16 protein-coding genes (1 of these 16 only partly in view) are annotated in these 18,894 nt (G+C 64.2%); 4 read left to right on the top strand and 12 right to left on the bottom strand.

The annotated features are described in order from the left end of the window. Positions 1 to 1,696: the 3' portion of a M23 family metallopeptidase gene (locus tag CK220_RS03785; protein WP_095810301.1), read on the top strand. Its footprint begins 284 nt before the window's first position; the window shows 1,696 of its 1,980 coding nt (coding positions 285–1,980); its start codon lies off the left edge, out of view; the stop codon is at positions 1,694 to 1,696. Here CK220_RS03785 and CK220_RS03780 read toward each other — a convergent pair. Next, positions 1,693 to 3,249, bottom strand: coding sequence for an MFS transporter (locus tag CK220_RS03780; RefSeq protein WP_095810204.1), 1,557 nt, complete (start codon positions 3,247 to 3,249; stop codon positions 1,693 to 1,695). The genes CK220_RS03785 and CK220_RS03780 overlap by 4 nt on opposite strands. A gap of 161 nt (positions 3,250 to 3,410) precedes the next feature. Here CK220_RS03780 and CK220_RS03775 point away from each other — a divergent pair, with 161 nt between their 5' ends. Further along, positions 3,411 to 4,043 (top strand): TMEM175 family protein, encoded by a 633-nt coding sequence (locus CK220_RS03775; protein WP_095810203.1) that lies wholly within the window; start codon positions 3,411 to 3,413, stop codon positions 4,041 to 4,043. Here the strand turns inward: CK220_RS03775 and CK220_RS03770 are convergent. The 10 genes from CK220_RS03770 to CK220_RS03725 form a co-directional block, all read right to left on the bottom strand. Further along, on the bottom strand, positions 4,017 to 5,531 hold the full coding sequence (locus CK220_RS03770) for a L,D-transpeptidase family protein (protein WP_095810202.1): 1,515 nt from the start codon (positions 5,529 to 5,531) through the stop codon (positions 4,017 to 4,019). The two genes, CK220_RS03775 and CK220_RS03770, sit on opposite strands and share 27 nt — an antisense overlap. A 141-nt stretch (positions 5,532 to 5,672) precedes the next feature. Beyond that, positions 5,673 to 6,032 (bottom strand): MmcQ/YjbR family DNA-binding protein, encoded by a 360-nt coding sequence (locus CK220_RS03765; protein ID WP_095810201.1) that lies wholly within the window; start codon positions 6,030 to 6,032, stop codon positions 5,673 to 5,675. A 130-nt stretch (positions 6,033 to 6,162) separates the two neighbouring features. Then, entirely contained in the window at positions 6,163 to 8,769 is a 2,607-nt protein-coding gene (clpB, locus tag CK220_RS03760) for an ATP-dependent chaperone ClpB (protein WP_095810200.1), read from the bottom strand. Between the two features lie 268 nt (positions 8,770 to 9,037). Then, positions 9,038 to 9,559: an SRPBCC family protein gene (locus CK220_RS03755; protein WP_210201409.1), complete on the bottom strand. Its 522-nt coding sequence runs from the start codon at positions 9,557 to 9,559 to the stop codon at positions 9,038 to 9,040. Continuing rightward, a complete protein-coding gene (locus CK220_RS03750) occupies positions 9,537 to 9,902 on the bottom strand; it encodes a metalloregulator ArsR/SmtB family transcription factor (RefSeq protein ID WP_095810198.1) in 366 nt (121 codons plus the stop codon). Before CK220_RS03750 ends, CK220_RS03755 begins: the two co-directional genes overlap by 23 nt. A gap of 157 nt (positions 9,903 to 10,059) precedes the next feature. After that, positions 10,060 to 11,115 (bottom strand): DUF4167 domain-containing protein, encoded by a 1,056-nt coding sequence (locus CK220_RS03745; RefSeq protein WP_095810197.1) that lies wholly within the window; start codon positions 11,113 to 11,115, stop codon positions 10,060 to 10,062. 311 nt (positions 11,116 to 11,426) lie between these two features. Beyond that, the gene (gene prmC, locus CK220_RS03740) at positions 11,427 to 12,296 is read right to left on the bottom strand and encodes a peptide chain release factor N(5)-glutamine methyltransferase (protein WP_095810196.1); all 870 of its coding nucleotides are present in this window, start codon (positions 12,294 to 12,296) and stop codon (positions 11,427 to 11,429) included. Then, positions 12,289 to 13,368: a peptide chain release factor 1 gene (gene prfA / locus CK220_RS03735; protein ID WP_095810195.1), complete on the bottom strand. Its 1,080-nt coding sequence runs from the start codon at positions 13,366 to 13,368 to the stop codon at positions 12,289 to 12,291. Before prfA ends, prmC begins: the two co-directional genes overlap by 8 nt. 140 nt (positions 13,369 to 13,508) lie before the next feature. Further along, the gene (gene ptsP / locus CK220_RS03730) at positions 13,509 to 15,779 is read right to left on the bottom strand and encodes a phosphoenolpyruvate--protein phosphotransferase (RefSeq protein ID WP_095810194.1); all 2,271 of its coding nucleotides are present in this window, start codon (positions 15,777 to 15,779) and stop codon (positions 13,509 to 13,511) included. 83 nt (positions 15,780 to 15,862) lie between these two features. Next, positions 15,863 to 17,116 (bottom strand): aspartate kinase, encoded by a 1,254-nt coding sequence (locus CK220_RS03725; RefSeq protein ID WP_095810193.1) that lies wholly within the window; start codon positions 17,114 to 17,116, stop codon positions 15,863 to 15,865. A gap of 217 nt (positions 17,117 to 17,333) precedes the next feature. Between CK220_RS03725 and CK220_RS03720 the strand changes: the two genes are divergently transcribed. Next, positions 17,334 to 17,633: an antibiotic biosynthesis monooxygenase gene (locus CK220_RS03720; protein ID WP_176478974.1), complete on the top strand. Its 300-nt coding sequence runs from the start codon at positions 17,334 to 17,336 to the stop codon at positions 17,631 to 17,633. 32 nt (positions 17,634 to 17,665) lie between these two features. On the opposite strand, the gene CK220_RS03715 is transcribed toward CK220_RS03720, so the two are convergent. Further along, positions 17,666 to 17,899 carry a hypothetical protein gene (locus CK220_RS03715; protein ID WP_245428948.1) on the bottom strand — a complete coding sequence of 78 codons (234 nt, stop codon included), beginning with the start codon at positions 17,897 to 17,899 and terminating at the stop codon, positions 17,666 to 17,668. Positions 17,900 to 18,130: 231 nt separating this feature from the next. On the opposite strand from CK220_RS03715, the gene ubiG reads away from it, so the two are divergent. Continuing rightward, entirely contained in the window at positions 18,131 to 18,880 is a 750-nt protein-coding gene (gene ubiG, locus CK220_RS03710; protein ID WP_095810300.1) for a bifunctional 2-polyprenyl-6-hydroxyphenol methylase/3-demethylubiquinol 3-O-methyltransferase UbiG, read from the top strand. Positions 18,881 to 18,894 lie beyond the last annotated feature (14 nt).

Below are 18,894 nucleotides of genomic sequence, written 5' to 3'. Positions count from 1 at the left end.
GCGCCAGATCGCCCGGGCCAAGGACCGCCGGCGCATGGAAGTGTCGATGGTCACCAAGGTCGGTGACCGCGACGTTATCCACACCATGCCATTCGTGCAGATCAAGATGGCGCTTGCGGCCGGCCACACCACCAACCGTCCCTACCCGCCATTCGACCCGATGCAGGTCTTCGGCGACGACGGCGACGACAACGCTCAGCCGGCTTCCGCCACCGCGGCCGCCGGCCAGATCTACGGCGCCAAGGTCGAAAGCGAGATGAGCCTGAAGACGGTCGACTTCCCGATCGACACGGCATCCTTCGACGAAAAGAGCGACCTCTCCGCCGACGAGGTGGAAAAGGTGGTGCGCGAAGCCGGCAACGGCCTGAGCGACGGCGCCGTCCAGGTTGCGGCGCTTCATTATGTCGACCCGCAGCGATTCGGCGACGCCTTCGCCGAGAGCATGGCGGGTTCCTACGACGTCAAGATCACGCCGGAGAACGTCTCGGTGGCGCCGCGCGCCACCCCGGACGACCAGACGCCGGCCTTCGCCGAGGAGATCATCCCTTTCACCGAGGACACCGATATCACCGAGGCCTTCGCTGATTCGGGCTACACCGGCGATGACGCCACCGGCATGTCGGAAGCGATCGGCAAGCTCTTGAACGCAACGGCGCTCAAGGCCGGAACGGTCCTGCGCGTCGGCCTCGAGGTGCGCGGCGACATCGCCAAGGTGGTCCGCACCAGCGTTTACGACCGCACCACGCATATCGTGACCATCGCGCTCGACGATCGCGGACAGTTCGTGCCGGCGCAGGAGCCGGAGCCCAATCCCGAATTGCTGACGGCATTCGATGATTCGCAGCCGGTGGTGGTGCGCGGCAACCTGCCCAATGTCTATGACGGCATCTATCGAGCCGCCTATTCCTACGGCATGTCGAAATCGATGACCCAGAAGCTGATCAAGCTTCTTGCCTCGGACGTCGACTTCCAGTCGCGGCTTTCGCCGTCGGACCGTCTCGAGGTCCTGTTCTCGCAGCCCGACGGCGACGACCAGACCTCCGACAATTCGGAGCTTCTCTACGTCTCGGCCACTTTCGGCGGCCAGACACGCAATTTCTACCGCTTCCAGATGCAGGACGGCGGCACCGACTATTTCGACGAGAACGGGTCGAGCGCCGAGCAATTCCTGCTGCGCAATCCACTGCCCGCCGGCAAATTCCGCTCCGGCTTCGGCGCCCGCCGGCACCCGATTCTGGGCTATGTGCGCATGCACACCGGCGTCGATTGGGCAGCGCCCATCGGCACGCCGATCATCGCCGCCGGCAACGGTGTTATCGAAAAGGTCGGCTGGGCCGGCGGCTACGGCAAGCAGATCATCATCCGCCACGCCAACGGCTACGAGACCTCCTACAATCACCAGAGCGCTTTCGCCAAAGGGATCGAGCCGGGCGTGCGCGTGCGTCAGGGCCAGGTCATCGGTTATCTAGGCCAGACCGGCCTCGCCACCGGCCCGCATCTTCATTATGAGCTGATCGTCAACGGCACCAAGGTCGATCCGATGCGCGTCCGCCTGCCGGTCGGCAAGGTGCTGAAGGGCGACGATCTCGTCGCCTTCAAGCGCGAGCGTGAGCGCATCGACGACCTGCTCAAGCAGGAAGACGGAAATTCGCTGAAGGTCGCCAGCGCCAAGACCGATTCGCAGGTTCCCAACTAATCCGGCGAATCGCCCGTCTGCCGCGGCCAGGGCAGCGCCTGTCCGGGCACGGTGAACCAGGCGATGATCGACGACAGCAGGCAAAGCAGCGTCGTGACGGCGGCGACCGCGGCAAAAGCCGAATCGCTTGCCGCAATCCTCAATGCGTCGAGATTGGCCGCGAGCCCGGATGCCGGCGGTTCGCCGAAACCGGGCATGCCGGCGAGGCTGCCGGTCGATCGCGCATAGACGAAAGCCGCGAGCGAGCCCATCGCCGCCACGGCGATCAGGCCGCCGATGCGCGAGACGGCATTGTTGATGCCGGATGCCGCGCCCGTGTCCTTGTCCTCGACGGAGGTCATGATCGCCGTCGACAGCGGCGACACGACCAGAGCCATGCCGAGCCCCATCACCGCCATCAGCGGGAAGGTCCCGGTCCAGAAATTATGGATGCCGGCTTGGGCGAGCACGGCCATGCCGCCAAAGGCGATGGCGACGACCAAGCTGCCGGCGGCGATCGGCAGGCGCGGGCCGATCCTGTCGGACCACTGGCCGACCGGCCCCGACAGCAGCGCGATCAAGGCTGACAGCGGCAGGAAGATGAAGCCGACCTCGGCCGAGCTCAGTCCCCAGCCCGCGATCAGAACCATCGGCAGGTAGAAGAGGTTCGCCGACAGCGCGAAATAGAGGAAGAAGGTCGCGAGATTGGCGCCGGCGAAGGCCCCGATACGAAACAGGCCGAGATCGATCATCGGCTCGCGCTGCCAGCGCTCATAGACAATGAAAACGAAAAGCAGGACGACGCCGGCGACGATTGCCGGCCCCGCCATCATCCCGCCGCCCTCGGCGTTCATTGCCGTCAGCCCATAGGCCAGTGCCCCGAAGGCAAGCGTGGCGAGCGCGGCGCCCCCGAGGTCGAGACTGCGCTTTTCGGTCGCCTGGTCGGCCGGTATCTTGGCGAGCAGCAGATAGATCGAAACCAGTCCGAGCGGCAGGTTGACGGCAAAGATCGCGCGCCAGACGCCGTTGCCGAAAGTCGATAGCACGAAACCGCCCAGCACCGGCCCGAGCGCCGTCGTGAGAGCCGAGGCGGCCGCCCAGATGCCGATCGCCCGGCCGCGTTCCTTTTTCGGATAGGCCTTGGCGATGATGGCGAGGCTGCCCGGCACCATGATGGCGGCGCCGATGCCCTGGATGGCGCGGAACGCGATCAGCACCGCCGGATTGGGCGCCAGCGCGCAGGCGAGCGAAGCCACGATGAAGAGGGCTATGCCGGTTACGAATGCGCGCCTGAGGCCGAATCGGTCGCCGGCGGCACCACCGGCCAGAATCAGCGCCGAAAGCGTCAGCGCGTAGGCGTTGGAGATCCATTGCGCTTCCACCAGGCTGGCGCCGAGATCGACGCGCAAGGCCGGCATGGCGATCGCCAGGATCGAACCATCGATGAAGCCGAGCGCCGAGGCCAGGATTGCCGCGACCAGCACGAACTTGCGCTGCGTCTGCGGGCAAAAGGTGCCGTTCGCGCGCGTCGCGGTCGAAAGCGAATCGGCTGTGGCTTCACTCGAGGAAGGCATGAAAACCTGCTTAGCTCTCCGGCGTATCGGCAACAACGAGCCAGAAGATTGCAGTTCTGAAACCAGTTTGCACTGACCGCATGGCCAGGAAGGTAGCCATCGTAAATGCAAACGAGCCGTCGCGTGCTAGGTTCCGGCCGGTCATTACAGAAGGGAGAGCCATGAAGCGACCGCTTGAACCGTCAGCCGAGGGGCGCGGACGCATCGTCGGCATAACCGACGGGGTCTTTGCCATCGCGCTCACCTTGATCGTACTGGAGATCAGGGTGCCGGCGCATGAAACGGTGCATTCCGAAAGCGAGTTGCTCGCGGCGATCCTGGCGCTGGCGCCGCGTTTCCTGACCTATGCGCTTAGCTTCCTGACCCTGACAATCTTCTGGTTCGGCCAGCAGGCGCAGCATGGCTTGATCGCGAAATCGGACCGGCGGCTCGCGACGCTCAATCTCTGTTTTCTTGCCTTCATCGCGCTTTTGCCGTTCTCCACCGACCTGTTGGCCGACTTCCTCGAATTCAGGATCGCGGTGCTCGTCTACTGGTTGAACCTTCTGATGCTCGGCGTCACGCTGTTCGCGAGCTGGCGCTATGCGGAGAAAAACGGCTTCCTCGCCGGCGGCGTCGATGCGGAAACAAAACGCGCGGTCTATCTGCGTATCGTCAAGGCGCAGATCCTGTGGGCCGTCGGCGCGGCCCTATGCCTCATCACCCCGCTGCTCAGCGTCGGGTTCATCCTGGTGGTGCAGCTGATCTATGCGACCGCCCTGCGCGGCTCATTGCTGCGCAAAATCATCGGCTGAAGACGCGCCGACGAACTCGACGGTCACGCCCGGCGACACCAGCTTGGCGAGCTCTCGCGCATCCCAGTTGGTCAGGCGCACGCAGCCATGGCTTTCGGTCTTGCCGATCTTGGAAGGATCGGGCGTGCCGTGGATGCCGTAGGTCGGCTTGTCCAGTGCGATCCAGACCGAGCCGACCGGACCGTTCGGCCCCGGCGGGATGGTCAGGATCTTGTCGTTCTGGCCCTGCTTGAAATTGATGTTGGGATTGTAGGTGTAGTTGGGATCGAGCGCGATGCGCGACACGGTGTGGATGCCGGTGGGCGACGGCGTGTCGGCCGAACCGATGGTGGCCGGATAGGCCGCGACCAGCTTGCCGTCCGCATCATACGCGAAGACTTCCTTCTTGTCCTTGTCGGCGACGATGCGGGCAACCGGCGTCGACACCAGCTGGCCGAAATTGGCGACCTTGATGATGGTTCCGGGACGGTTGAAGTCGAGCCCTTTGTTGATCGACTTCAGATAGCCTTCGTCCATGTGGAAGCGCTCGGCGAGCGCCTCGGTGACCGAGGTGTAACCCATGCGGTCGAGCTTGGCCTTCTGGCTGTAGTCTTCCGGGATCGAGGCGACATAGGGTCCGGCCACGTCCTCGGGCGTGATCGTGTAGGAGGCGAAGGCGTCGCCGCCCGACTGGGCGAGCGCAGCCTTGATGGCGGCCGAGTCGGTCGATTTCAGATTGCTGCCGGTGATCTGGTTGTAGGCGGCCAAGGCCTTGTCGACATTGGAGCCGAAGCGGCCGTCGATGACACCCGGCGAGGCGCCGGCGCGGTCGAGCAGCACCTGGAGTTCGGCCACGTCCTGGCGCACGCCGAGCGAAAGCGACGGATCGACGGTGGCCTTGCCGCCGGTGTCCGGCGGCAGCGCGGCCTGGGTCTCCGGATTGACTTGCAGCACGTCCCCCTGCCCGGGCTGCGGTTCGATCGATGCTTCGTTCAGCGGCTGGCGAGTGATGGTGTCCGACTTTGGCGCCTCCGGATAAGTTGTGGCATACCCTTCGTCGTTCGGCGCCGGCGGATAAGCCTCGACGGAATTGTCGCTGTTGGCATCGTAGTCGTCGACCGGCGGCGGGATATACCGGCCGTTCTCGTCCAGCTGCCTGCGGCGGAAGCGGGCCATGTCGTCGGGATCGTCGAGATAATAGCGGTCGCCGTCCTCGACGGGCGCACGCCCGAGCTCCTGCATCCGCAGTTGACGGCGCAGCGCCCGGCGGTCGAGCCTGGTCTGCGGCGGCTGGATGGCGATCACCTTTCCGGTGTCGGCATCGACAAGCACCCGGTTGCCCCTGGCATCGTAATAAATGTCGATATTGCCGTCCTGCGCGAGTAGGAGCGCGCCGTGTTGAGTGGGCCGAACCGTGTTTTGCGCGCCTTCCAGACTCGGCGCTGCGAGCGCGCCAGACGAGGCCAGCCCGGCCGCAAGTGCCGAAAGGGTAAAGATCGTGCGCAGCATGTGGGTCAGGCTCTCCGGTCGGCTCGGTCTTGCTGGGCGAACCCATCGCCAGCAAACCACTTACCAAAACTAAAGTTCCAATATGAACCGGGCATGAAGATGGCGGATTTCCGGCGTTTCACCATGACCCCCAACCGAATGTCAGTGCAGCCCCAATTCGCTGCGCGCCCGTTTCGCCAGCTTCAGCGCGACCAGGCGATGGCTTTCGCGCAGGTAGTCCTTCAGCGCGGCATCATCCACGCTTTGGCTTGTCTGGCGCTGGATCCATTTCATGCCGCGCGATGCGAGATAGGGCGCCGGTCGGCAGCCCGGCTGTTCCTTCAACACGTCGAAGGTCATGTCGGAGCATTTGAAGGTAACGAAGACGTCGCCTTCCCGGTCATGGCCGCCGATCGCGAACACCTTGCCACCGACCTTCCAGACATGAGCGCCGCCCCACTGCACGACATGGGTCGTGCCGGGCAGCTTGGCGCAGAAGCCGTTATAGTCCTCGAGCTTCATTGGAATCGGGCCTCCGGGAACCGCGATCAAGCTTGGTTTTGCAGCAGGGACCTGTCGAAAAGCAAGAGCGCGCCGCCCCTGCCGGGTGCGACGCGCTCCTGGTATTTTGTTTGCGCAATCCGGACGGGTTTCAGGCGGCGGCTTCAGCCGCCACCACCGTCGGCTTCGAACGGAAGTTCAGGCGATCGGAGCCGGCGGTGACCTTGACGGTCGAGCCGTCGAGGATTTCGCCGAGCAGGATCTTCTCCGCCAGCGGATCCTGCAGCTCCTTCTGCATCACCCGCTTCAGCGGCCTGGCGCCATAGGCCGGATCGTAACCCTTGCCCGCCAGCCACTCGATCGCCTCATGATCGAGCGACAGCGTGATCTTGCGATCGACAAGCAGGTTCTCCAGCCGCTTGAGCTGAATCTCGACGATGCGGTCCATATCCTGGCGGCGCAGCCGGTGGAACAGGATCACCTCGTCGACGCGGTTGAGGAACTCCGGACGGAACGAGGCTCTCACCACGCCCATCACCTCGTCGCGCACGGCATCGACGTCCTGGTCTTCGCGGAGATTGACCAGATATTCGGCGCCGAGATTCGAGGTCATGATGATCAGCGTGTTGCGGAAATCGACCGTGCGGCCCTGACCATCGGTCAACCGGCCGTCGTCGAGCACCTGGAGCAGCACGTTGAACACGTCCGGATGCGCCTTCTCGATCTCGTCGAACAGTACGACCTGGTAGGGCCGGCGCCGCACTGCTTCGGTGAGAGCGCCGCCTTCCTCATAGCCGACATAGCCGGGAGGCGCACCGATCAGCCGGGCGACCGAGTGCTTCTCCATGAACTCCGACATGTCGATGCGCACCATGGCGCTCTCGTCGTCGAACAGGAAGGCGGCGAGCGCCTTGGTCAGCTCCGTCTTGCCGACGCCGGTCGGACCCAGGAACATGAACGAGCCGATCGGCCGGTTCGGATCCTGCAGACCCGCGCGGGCGCGCCGCACGGCCTTGGAGACCGCCTGCACCGCCTCGCCCTGGCCGACGACGCGCTTGCCGATCTCGTCTTCCATACGCAGCAGCTTCTCGCGCTGTCCTTCAAGCATCTTGTCGACCGGAATGCCGGTCCAGCGTGACACGACATGGGCGACGTGGTCAGGCGTGACCACCTCTTCCACCATGCCGACCTTGCCGTCCTGGGCTTCGGCTTCCTTGAGCTTCTTCTCCAGCTCCGGGATCTTGCCATAGGCAAGCTCGCCGGCGCGCTGGAACTCGCCCTTGCGCTGGGCAATCGCCAGCTCGTTGCGCATCTCGTCGAGCTGCTTCTTCAGGTCGGCGGCAAGGCCGAGCTTCTGCTTTTCGGCCTGCCACTTCGCCGTCAGCTCGGTCGACTGCTCCTCGAGATCGGCCAGTTCTTTCTCCAGCTTCGTCAGCCGGTCCTTCGAAGCGTCATCCTTCTCGACCTTCAGCGCCTCGCGTTCGATCTTGAGCTGCATGATGCGGCGGTCGATCTCATCCAGGGCCTCGGGCTTGGAATCGACCTGCATCCTCAGCCGCGATGCGGCCTCGTCCACCAGGTCGATCGCCTTGTCCGGCAGGAAGCGGTCGGCGATATAGCGGTTGGAAAGCGTCGCGGCCGAAACCAGCGCCGAATCGGAGATGCGCACCTTGTGGTGCTGCTCGTATTTCTCCTTCAGGCCGCGCAGGATCGAGACAGTGTCCTCGACCGTCGGCTCGTCGACGAAGACGGGCTGGAAGCGGCGGGCGAGCGCCGGGTCCTTCTCGACATGCTTGCGGTATTCGTCGAGCGTGGTCGCGCCGACGCAATGCAGCTCGCCGCGCGCCAGCGCTGGCTTCAAAAGGTTCGAGGCGTCCATCGCGCCATCGGCCTTGCCGGCCCCGACCAGCGTGTGCATCTCGTCGATGAACAGAATGATGCCGCCTGCGGCGGAAGTGACCTCCGACAGCACGGCCTTCAGCCGCTCCTCGAACTCTCCGCGATATTTGGCGCCGGCGATCAGCGCGCCCATGTCGAGCGCCATCAGCCGCTTGTCCTTCAGCGATTCCGGCACGTCGCCATTGACGATGCGCAGCGCCAGGCCTTCGGCGATCGCCGTCTTGCCGACGCCGGGCTCGCCGATCAGCACAGGATTGTTCTTGGTGCGGCGCGACAGCACCTGGATGGTGCGGCGGATCTCGTCGTCGCGGCCGATCACCGGGTCGAGCTTGCCCGCGCGGGCATCCGCGGTCAGGTCGCGAGCGTATTTCTTCAGCGCGTCATAACCCTGCTCGGCATTGGCGGAATCGGCGGTGCGGCCCTTGCGGACATCGTTGATGACCTGGTTCAGCGCCTGCGCGGTGACACCGGCCTTGGCCAGGATGTCGGCGGTCTTGGCCGACTTCTCCATGGCCAGCGCCTGCAGCAGCCGCTCCACGGTGACGAAGCTATCGCCGGCCTTCTTGGCTAGTTCCTCGGCGGTCGAAAGCACCTTGGCAAGCGGCTGCGCGAGGTAGAGTTGGCCGTTGCCGCCTTCGACCTTGGGCATGGCCTCCAACGCCGCCTCGACGCCGAGCTTCACGTCGCGAATGCTGCCGCCGGCGCGCTCGATCAAAGACGCGGCAAGGCCCTCGTCATCATCGACGAGCACTTTGAGCATATGTTCGGGAGTGAATTGCTGGTGGTTGCGCGAGAGCGCCATGGTCTGCGCGGACTGGATGAAACCGCGCACGCGCTCGGAATATTTCTCCGTATTCATATATGTCTCCTTCCATCACCGGCCCGCTTTGCGGCGCCGGATCAGATTGCGGTGACGGGCCCGCTCACTCGAGCCGAGCCCTGTTCAGCCGAGATATGGTGTATGGGCCCAGGTCTCTCAAGACGCCCTGATGTCGATCAACGCAGAATATTCAAGGCCATGGTGGCCCCAAGCGCGCAGCGGTTTGGGCGAACAATATGTGTCAAAACAAGGACTTAAAGCGCTGCGGCTGAATCTTGTTCCTGCGTGACGCGAGAGATCGACGGCTTCATGATTGTCCACCGCTCGCGCCCAGGGTGACGAGAAGCTCGTCCAGTTGCCCGAACGTCTCGCCCATCGCATCCGCGGCCCCGGTGCCGGCAGCGTCGAGAGCTTCCTTCGAGGGATAGAGCTCGTGCAGGACCAGCAGCGTCTTGCCACCTTTTTCCTCGAAGGTCACCGTCGTGACGGGTCCACCGTCACCGCCTTCGTCATTGGTCCAGACGAGGCGCGAATACGGTGTCACTTCGATATACCTACCGAAGAACTCGTCAGGGTTTGAGGCATCGTGGCCGAACACCAAACGGTACCTGCCCCCGACACGGACATCCATCTCGCAGGAACGCAGGACCATGCCCATCGACTTCGGCGCCCACCACTGCTTGAACAGCTCAGGCTTGGTCCACGCCTCGAACACGATGCGCGCCGGAGCGTTGAAGGTTCGCGTGACGACGAGCTCACAGTCGGACTTCCGTTCCACAGTCGTGCGGTTCTGCATCGGTGTGGCCTCACTCGCTCTGCTTGCGTCCATCGACCTTCTCCTTTCGTTTCAGTTCCTCGACTACCTTGTCCAACTCGTCGAAGCGTGCGTCCCAGAGCTGGCGATAACTCTCGATCCATACCGCCTCTTCCTCCAGCCCGCGTAGGCCGAGCCTGCAGGTTCGCACGCGCCCGGCCTTCGCCGTGGTGACGAGCCCCGCTTGCTCCAAGACACCGATGTGCTTCTTCATGCCCGTGAGGGTCATGTGGAACTTCTCGGCTAGTTCCGTGATCGAAGCGTCCGCACGACCGAGCTGCTCCAGCACGCCGCGTCGGGTCGCATCCGAGAGCGCGGCGAATGAGGCATCGAGACGAGTTTTCATATACTGAACCATATGGTTCAGTATTAACGCACAAATTACCGGCATGCAAGGAAACTAAAGCGCGTCGCGCTGAAACGGATTCAGGCGACGTGCTTTAGACTAGGCACGCACAACGAAAAACGGCGGAGAAACCTCTCCGCCGTTCGAATGCCTGGAAATAGAGCCTGGATCAGTTATTTGCGTCGGCGACCGCCGGTTCGCCGGCGTCGCCTTCCGGCTCGCCGGCGCCATCCTCGCTCGGCGCTGCATTTGTCTCTTTGGCGGTAGTCGCGACAGTCTCGCTGCCGCTGTCCGCGGCGTTGCGGCCATCGGCGGGGCTGTCCGCCCGGCCGGCATCGCTTTCATCGGCATTGCCCTGCTCGGCGGCATGGCCCTGCTCGGCATTGCCGCGACTGCGACGTGGACGTCTCTGCCGACGACCGCCGCCATTGTCCGTGCCGGCTTCGTTGCGCTCGGCCTGGGCAGCAAGACCCGCAGGCGAGAAGCTGTCGAACGGCGGGGCCTGCTCGGCCGCAATGCCGTCTTCGGCGGAGCCCTCCGGCTTGGCCTGCGCCTCATTGCGGCGGCTCTGATCGAACTGCTGGCCGCCATGTTCGCCGCGCTGACCTTCGCCGCGCTGGCCCCCATCTCGCGGACCCCCATCTCGCGGACCCCCATCTCGCGGACCATTGTCGCCCCGCTGACCATTCTGGCCGTACTGGCCAAAGCCGCCATTGCGGCGGTCGCGGTGCCTGTCACGACCGTTGTTGTCGCGCCGGTTGTTGTCGCGGCCGTTTTCCTGGTTGTAGGCGAGTTCGGCCGGCGTGCCTTCGATTACCGGCTGCGGCCCGGAACCGTTCGCCGCGGCCTGCGACTCGCCGGCATTTGCGTTGCCGACCGTGTCGAACTCGTCGCGATCCTCGTCGACGTCGTCATCGAAATCGTCGCGGTTCTGCTGGGCGTTCTGGATCGGCATCTGCGCCTGCGCGGCGGCGATGATGCGATTGTAGTGCTCGGCGTGCTGGAGATAGTTCTCCGCCATTACCCGGTCGCCGGAGCTTTGCGCGTCACGGGCGAGTGCGGCATATTTTTCGGCGATCTGCTGAGCCGATCCGCGGATCTTCACGTCCGGACCGTTGCTCTCATAGTTGCGCGTCAGGGGATTGGGCCCCTTGCGGTTGTTGTTGCCACCGCCGCCATTGTTGTTGCGACCGCGCATGCGCCTGTTCTGCTGTTGTGGCCTCATTCGACTCTCTTCATGTGAATTTTTCTAAAACTCTTCGCGAACGGTGGCGCTCATGCAGCCGACCGTTTCGTTTTTTCACCGGCGTTCGCCCGCATCAATTGCGTTGGCGCCACGTGCCATCCTGTTCCGGTTACATCACTTGCCGGACGATTCCCGCACGAAGCATGGGCGTCGTTTGCGCAAGGAGGCAGCTATTTCCAAGGAAAACCGAATCGCTAAGAGCACTGCCTGCTTCGTCTCATCCGGTTAAGCCGGAACCTAGCTGCATTCCCTAATATTGCCAAGCGTTTTTTCGCACTGCATCAGGGGTTTCAACGCTCAAACACCAGAACCCTGTCGTTTCCGCCGAGATCGCGTCGCGCCTCCGACAGCCTGTAGCCGGCTGCCGCGAAGATCGCGGTCACCTCGCTTTGCTGCGTATGGCCGATCTCGACCGCTACCTTGCCCTGCGCTTCCAGAAATCCTTCCGCCTCTCCGGCGATGATCCTGTAGGGGATCAGCCCGTCCACACCGCCGTCGAGGGCCTGGCGTGGGTCGAAATCGCGGACCTCGTCCTGCAGATTTCCAATGTCTCGAGTCGGTATATAGGGTGGATTCGCGGCAATTAAATGGTATCGGCCCGAAACTTTTTCGAACCAGTTGGAACGCAAGGCCTTGAAGCGCCCGCCAAACCCCAGATTCGCGGCGTTTCGCGTGGCGGTCGCCAGCGCGCCGGGCGAAATATCGACGCCGGTCGCGGTCGCGGCCGGAATCGCGCAGAGCAGCGCCAGCGCGATGGCGCCGGTTCCGGTGCCGAGATCGAGGATACGGCATTCGCCGAGCCTTTCGGCCGTCGCCTTGGCGAATGGCAGGATCGCGTCGACCAGCGTCTCGGTGTCCGGGCGCGGCTCCAGCGTGTCCGGCGACAGCGATAGCCGCAGCCCATAGAACTCGCGATAGCCGAGAATGCGATGCACCGGCTCGCCTGCGACGCGACGCCTCAGGGCCGCCTCGATTGCCGCAAGAGCCGCAGAATCCACCGTCCGGCCCGGCTCCGCGATCGCCTGGGTGCGCGTGGTTTCGGAAAAATGCTCGACGATCAGCCTGGAATCGAGCGCCGGATCGGCAACGCCGACGGCAGCGAGCCGCTCCCTCGCCGCACGCAGCAGCGGTCCGAGTGCTGCGGGCAAAGGATCAGCCATCAATGTCCATGTCGGCGAGCAGCTTCGACTGATGGTCGGCGATCAGCGCGTCGATCACCTCGTCGAGCTCGCCCATCATCACCCGGTCGAGCTTGTAAAGGGTGAGGTTGATGCGGTGGTCGGTGACGCGTCCCTGCGGGAAATTGTAGGTGCGGATGCGCTCCGAGCGGTCGCCCGAGCCGACCTGCGATTTTCGCGACGACGAGCGCTCCTCGTCCGCGCGGCTGCGCTCCAGGTCATAGAGCCGCGCCCGTAAAATCTGCATGGCACGCGCCCGGTTCTGGTGCTGCGACTTTTCCGCCTGCACCACCATGATGCCGGTCGGCAGATGCGTGATGCGCACCGCCGAATCGGTGGTGTTGACGTGCTGCCCGCCGGAGCCGGACGCGCGCATCGTGTCGATGCGGATGTCCTCTGCCCGGATATCGATATCGACCTCCTCGGCCTCGGGCAGTACGGCGACCGTCGCCGCCGAGGTATGGATGCGGCCGCCGGCCTCGGTTTCCGGCACGCGCTGCACGCGATGCACGCCGGATTCGAATTTCAGATGCGCGAACACGCCCTTGCCCGACACCGAGGCGATGATTTCCTTGTAGCCGCCGACTTCGCCTTCGCTCGCCGAAACGACCTCGAAACGCCAGCCGCGCGAGGCGGCGTAGCGCTCATACATGCGAAACAGATCGCCGGCGAACAGGGCCGCCTCGTCGCCGCCGGTACCGGCGCGGATTTCGAGGATGGCGTTCCTGTCGTCGGCGGCATCCTTCGGCAGGAGCAGGATCTGGATATCCTTCTGCAGCACCTCGATGCGCTGCCCAACCTCCGGCAGGTCGGCCTCGGCCAGCGCCCGCATCTCGGCGTCGGTGCTCTTGTCGGAGAGCATCGCCTCGAGGTCGGCCTGTTCCTGCTCGGCGGCGCGCAGCGCCCGGATCTTGCCCACCATCTCCTGGATGTCGGCATATTCGGAAGCCATTTTGACATAGGCATCGGCCGACGGCCCTGCCGACATCTGCGCTTCGAGCATGTCGAAACGCTTGACGACTTGATCCATGCGGTCGCGGGGCAGGTTGATCATGGGCTCGGGACTTCGATGGAATTCACGTCAGAGCGAGACGAAAATGGCGAATTTCGAGAACCGGAGCGGAATGTACATTTTAGATACATGAGCACCGGAAGCGCAGAAAATCGGCATTTGCAGACCGCCTTCACGTGAATCTAGAGCGGAATGGAGCGGTCGTCGGCAAAGGCTTGCAGCAGCGCCCGCATCGGCGTCCCTTGGGCGGGGGCCATCAGATTGTCCTTGAAGAAGGCTTCCAGCTCCTGCAGCGGCAGTTCGGTCAGCATCGCCTTGACCGGGCCGATCGAGGCCGGCGACATCGAGATCGAGCGGAAGCCGAGGCCGATGAGCGCCATCGCCGAGATCGGCTTGCCCGCCAACTCGCCGCACAGCGTTACCGGCGTGTGGTTGCGCGCGCCGGCGTCGGCGATCTGCTTCAGCACGCGCAGGAACGGCGTCGACAGCGTGTCGAAACGGTCGGCAAGCTGCGTGTTGCCGCGGTCCACCGCCATGACGAACTGGAAGAGGTCGTTGGAACCGACCGAGACGAAATCGACCGCCTTCATCAACTCGTCGAGCTGGAACAGCAGCGACGGCACCTCCAGCATCGCGCCGAGCTTGAGGCTCGTCGGCAAATAATGCGCAAAACGCGACAGGTGCCGGACTTCGCGGTCGATGATCTCGCGCGCCTGCGCGATTTCCGACAGCTCCGTCACCATTGGCAGCATCAGCTTCAGCTCACGCCCGCCGCAAGCCTTGAGCAGCGCGCGGATCTGTGTCCTGAGGAGGCCGGGGCGGTCGAGAGTGAGCCGGATCGCCCGCCAGCCGAGCGCCGGGTTTTCCTCTTGCACCGCGCCCTTGAAATAGGGCAGCACCTTGTCGCCGCCGATGTCGATGGTACGGAAGGTGACCGGCTTGCCGCGCGCCGCCTCGAGCACATCGCGATAGAGCCGCTCCTGCGCCTCGGCGCGCGGGAAGGTCGAGGCGACCATGAACTGCAATTCGGTGCGGAACAGGCCGATGCCGGCCGCTCCCGATTCTGAAAGCTGCGGCAGGTCGACGGCAAGGCCGGCATTCATCAGGAGATCGACCGGGACGCCGTCCCTGGTGAGCGACGGCTTCTTGCGCAGCTCGCGGTAGATTTCCTGCCGCCGCGCTCGGAAGCGGACCTTTTCGGCATAGGCGGCCTCGAGGTCGGACTGCGGCCGCAGGTGAATGGTGCCTTCCTCGCCGTCGACGATGATGGCATCGCCGTTTTCCGCCATGGAGACGGCGCCCTTGACCTGGCCTGCGACCGGAATGCCCATGGCGCGTGCGACGATGACGACATGGCTGGTCGCGGCGCCGTCCTCCAGCACGAGGCCGCGCAGCTTGTCCCTGGGATAGTCGAGCAGTTCGGCCGCACCCATCGAGCGGGCTACGATGATGGCGTCCTTTGGCAGTGAGGCCGCGACATCTTCCGGACCGCGCCCCATCAGCTGGCGCAGCAGGCGATTGGCGAGATCGTCGAAATCGCTCATACGCTCGCGCAGATAAGGGTCGGTCATGTGCAGCATGCGTGCGCGCATGTCGCTCTGCACCTTTTCGACGGCGGCTTCCGCAGTCAGGCCGTTGCGGATCGCCTCTTCCAGGCGGCGCACCCAGCCGCGGTCGTTGGCGAACATGCGATAGGCCTCGAGCACCTCGCGATGCTCGCCCTCGAAAGCGACGTCGCGGCGCTCGAGCATGTCGTCGATCGACAGCCTCAGCGAGCCAAGCGAAAGGTCGAGGCGGCGCACCTCCTCCTCGCTGTCCTCGTTGAACAGGTTGGTGACGACGATGCGCGGCTCGTGCAGCACGACATGGCCAAGCCCGACGCCTTCGTTGAAGGAAAGGCCGGTGAAGCTTGCGGGACGACGCAGGTCAAGTTCGAGCCCCGGCCGGGTGAGGCGGGCAAGATCGCCGGTGGCGACCATCTCGGCGATCACCATCGCCGTCGTTTCCAGCGCCTCGACCTCGTCGTCGCGATAGTGGCGCATGGTCTTGTTCTGCACCACCAGGACGCCCAGCGTGCGCCCTGCCCGCAGCACCGGCACGCCGAGGAAGGAATTGTAGATCTCTTCGCCCGTTTCCGGCAGGTAGGCGAATGCCGGATGCTCCTGCGCGTTGGAGAGGTTGAGCGGCCGCGCGCTGGCGGCGATGGTGCCGACCAGGCCTTGCCCGAGCCTCAGCTGCGCCAGGTGGACGGCGGTAGGGTTCAGACCTTCGGTGGCGTAGAGCTCCAGCACCGAATCGGCGCGCAGCACATAGAGCGAGCACACCTCGGCGACCATGTTGGAGGCGATGTCGCGCACGATGCGGTCGAGCCGCTCCTGCGGCTCCAGCGGCTCCTGCATAAGCTCGCGGAGCCTTCTCAGCAGAACGCGCGGGCCACCGGCCATGTCACGCATCGCGGCTTCTTCTCCAATGGGCACGTTGCCCGCCGCAGCTTCTGCCACGGCCGGCGCTCACGCAATAACGGACTCAGTTCTTGCTATTGCTTATCGAGCCCGTAGACGGAATGCAAAGTACGAACTGCAAGTTCCGTGTAGGGACCGTCGATCAGTATCGAGATTTTGATCTCGGAGGTGGTGATCGCCCGGATATTGATCGCTTTATCAGCCAGCGCTTTGAAGGCGGTGGCCGCGACGCCGGCATGGCTTCGCATGCCGATACCGATGACCGAGACCTTCGACATGCCGGCTTCCGACTGCACAACGTCGTAGCCGACATCGGCCTTCAGCCGCTCGAGCACGGCCAGCGCCTTGTCGATGTCGCCCGACGGTACCGTGAAGGTCATGTCGGTGAATTTGCCGTCCTCGGAGATGTTCTGGACGATCATATCGACATTGATGTTGGCCTCGGCCAGCGGGCCGAAGATGCCCGCGGCGACGCCCGGGCGGTCGCCGACGCGGCGCAGCGAGATCTGCGCTTCGTCCTTGGCATAGGCAATTCCGGTGACGACCTGCTGTTCCACGATCTCTTCCTCGTCGCAAATAAGCGTTCCGGGCGGATTGAGCAAATCCCCCATTCCGGGCGCATCGGGATCGTCGAAGGACGACCGCACAAAGGTACGCACCCTGTGCACCATGGCAAGCTCGACCGACCGCACCTGCAGCACCTTGGCGCCGAGCGAGGCCATTTCGAGCATTTCCTCGAACGAAATCTTGGCCAACCGCCGGGCTTTCGGCTCGATGCGCGGGTCGGTCGTGTAGACGCCGTCGACATCGGTGTAGATGTCGCAACGGTCAGCCTTGACCGCGGCGGCGATCGCCACGGCGCTGGTGTCGGAGCCGCCGCGGCCAAGCGTCGCGATGCGGTTGTCGGGCCCGATACCCTGGAAACCGGCGATGACCGCCACCTGGCCCTCGCCGAAGCGCTTAATCAGGAACGCGCCGTCGATGTCGAGGATGCGCGCCGCGCCATGGGCGTTGTCGGTCTTGATCGGGATCTGCCAGCCCTGCCAGGAACGGGCATGGACACCCATGTTCTGCAGGGTTATCGCCAACAGGCCGGCGGTGACCTGCTCACCGGAGGCGACAACGGCGTCATATTCGCGCGCGTCGTGCATGGGCGAGGCCTCGCGCGTCCAGGCGACCAGTTCGTTGGTCTTGCCGGCCATGGCCGAAACCACCACGGCGACCTCATGGCCGGCATCGACCTCGCGTTTGACATGGCGCGCCACATTGCGGATGCGGGCGATGTCGGCGACCGAAGTTCCGCCGAATTTCATCACGATGCGCGCCATGGAAGCGAGATGCCTTTGACTGAAGCCGGCTTGGGGCCGGAAAACGGAACAATGCGCCCGGACCAGCCGAGCCGCGGAAATGCGCGGCCTCCTTAGCTAAAACAGCAAAGCTTCGCAAGCGAGGGGCAGGAGAAGAGGCATTGGCAGGTTTTGAGGTCTCCCACAGATTCCTGCCGCGCAATGCGATAAGGTTGGCGGAAATCGCATGGAGGAATTCATGACCGAGACGCTGGAAATCGTGACCTTCCGGCTAAAGCCGACCGCCGCGGCCGATTTTGTTGCCCAAAATGGCGTCGTCACCGACTGGCTGGCACGCCAGCCCGGTTTTCTCAGCCGCCATCTCGGCGAGCGGGACGACGGGAGCTGGGTCGACGTCGTGCGCTGGCAAAGCCTCGAACAAGCGCAGGCGGCAGCACAGCGCATCATGGCCGAGATCGGCGATTGCGAGGCCATGCGGGCGATCGAGCCGGCCAGCGTCGCCATGAGTCATGCCGCGGTCGCGCTGTCGACGCCTTAGCCGCAACGGACCGATGCTTGAGCAGCCTCAGTTCAGCCCGACGGCCTTCCAAAGACCCGGATCGTCGACGACGAAGCCTGATGAGGAATTTGCAACACCTCGTAACCGAATTTCGGCGCGGCGTAGGCATAGCGGGTGTCGTCGAGGCGGCGGTAGGGCTGGTCGAGGCGTTCGAGCCTCGATTCGGGAAAGGCCGAAGATCGAGGCGCCGGTTGGGCAGGAGATTCGAGACGGGTGTGAAACCAAGGTCGACGTCGATAAGGCATGTTTCGCTCCCTTCGAAGAATGATGTCCCTCTTTCGCTCGCAAAGCAGCCCTGTTTGATTGCGGGACCTGTCAAGCTGAGACGTGCCGACAAGCCGGGGCGCGGTATCGGCAAAGCGCCGCCGCTGATCCCCTCCCTGGCAGCAGCAGGAAAAACCTGCCTTGACTTTCGCTGCCGGGCACCCGACTTCCTAGCGTTCCCCGACTTGCTGGCGTTCGAGGAGACCCGCCCCATGCCTGAGCCCCGCCGATCGACCATCGATGCCGGAGAAGTCGAGCGCTTCTCCGCCCTTGCCGCCGAATGGTGGAACCCGAACGGCAAGTTCCGGCCGCTGCACAAGTTCAACCCTGTGCGGCTTGCCTATATCCGCGACCAGGTGGCGGCGCGCTTCGGCCGCGATCCGCGCGCGGCAAGGCCATTCGAGGGACTGCGCTTCCTCGACATCGGCTGCGGCGGCGGGCTTTTGTGCGAACCGATGGCGCGGCTTGGCGCGGAAGTGATCGGCGCCGACGCCTCGGCCACCAATATCGAGGTCGCCAAGCTGCACGCGGCCGAGGCCGGCGTCACTATCGACTATCGCGCCACCACGGCCGAGGCGCTGGCCGACGCCGGCGAGACATTCGACGTTATCCTCAACATGGAGGTGGTCGAGCATGTCGCCGATGTCGATCTCTTCGTCGCCAAATGCAGTGAGATGATCCGGCCCGGCGGCATCATGTTCGTCGCAACCATCAACCGCACGCTGAAGGCGCTTGGCCTTGCCATCATCGGCGCCGAATATGTGCTGCGCTGGCTGCCGCGCGGCACGCATCAGTTCGGCAAGCTGGTGCGGCCGGAGGAGTTGGCAAAGGCGCTTGGCGCGGCGGGGCTGACCATCGTCGACCGGACCGGCGTGATCTATCATCCGTTGGCCGACCGCTGGCAGAAATCCAGGGACATGGACGTCAACTACATGGTGCTGGCCGAAAAAGCCTCGGTCTGAGCGGCCAACGAAGC

The sequence above is a fragment of the Mesorhizobium sp. WSM3860 genome (assembly GCF_002294995.1).
Lineage (GTDB): Bacteria > Pseudomonadota > Alphaproteobacteria > Rhizobiales > Rhizobiaceae > Mesorhizobium.
Note: the sequence above shows the minus strand (reverse complement) of the source record. Positions and strands in the feature narration are given on the sequence as shown.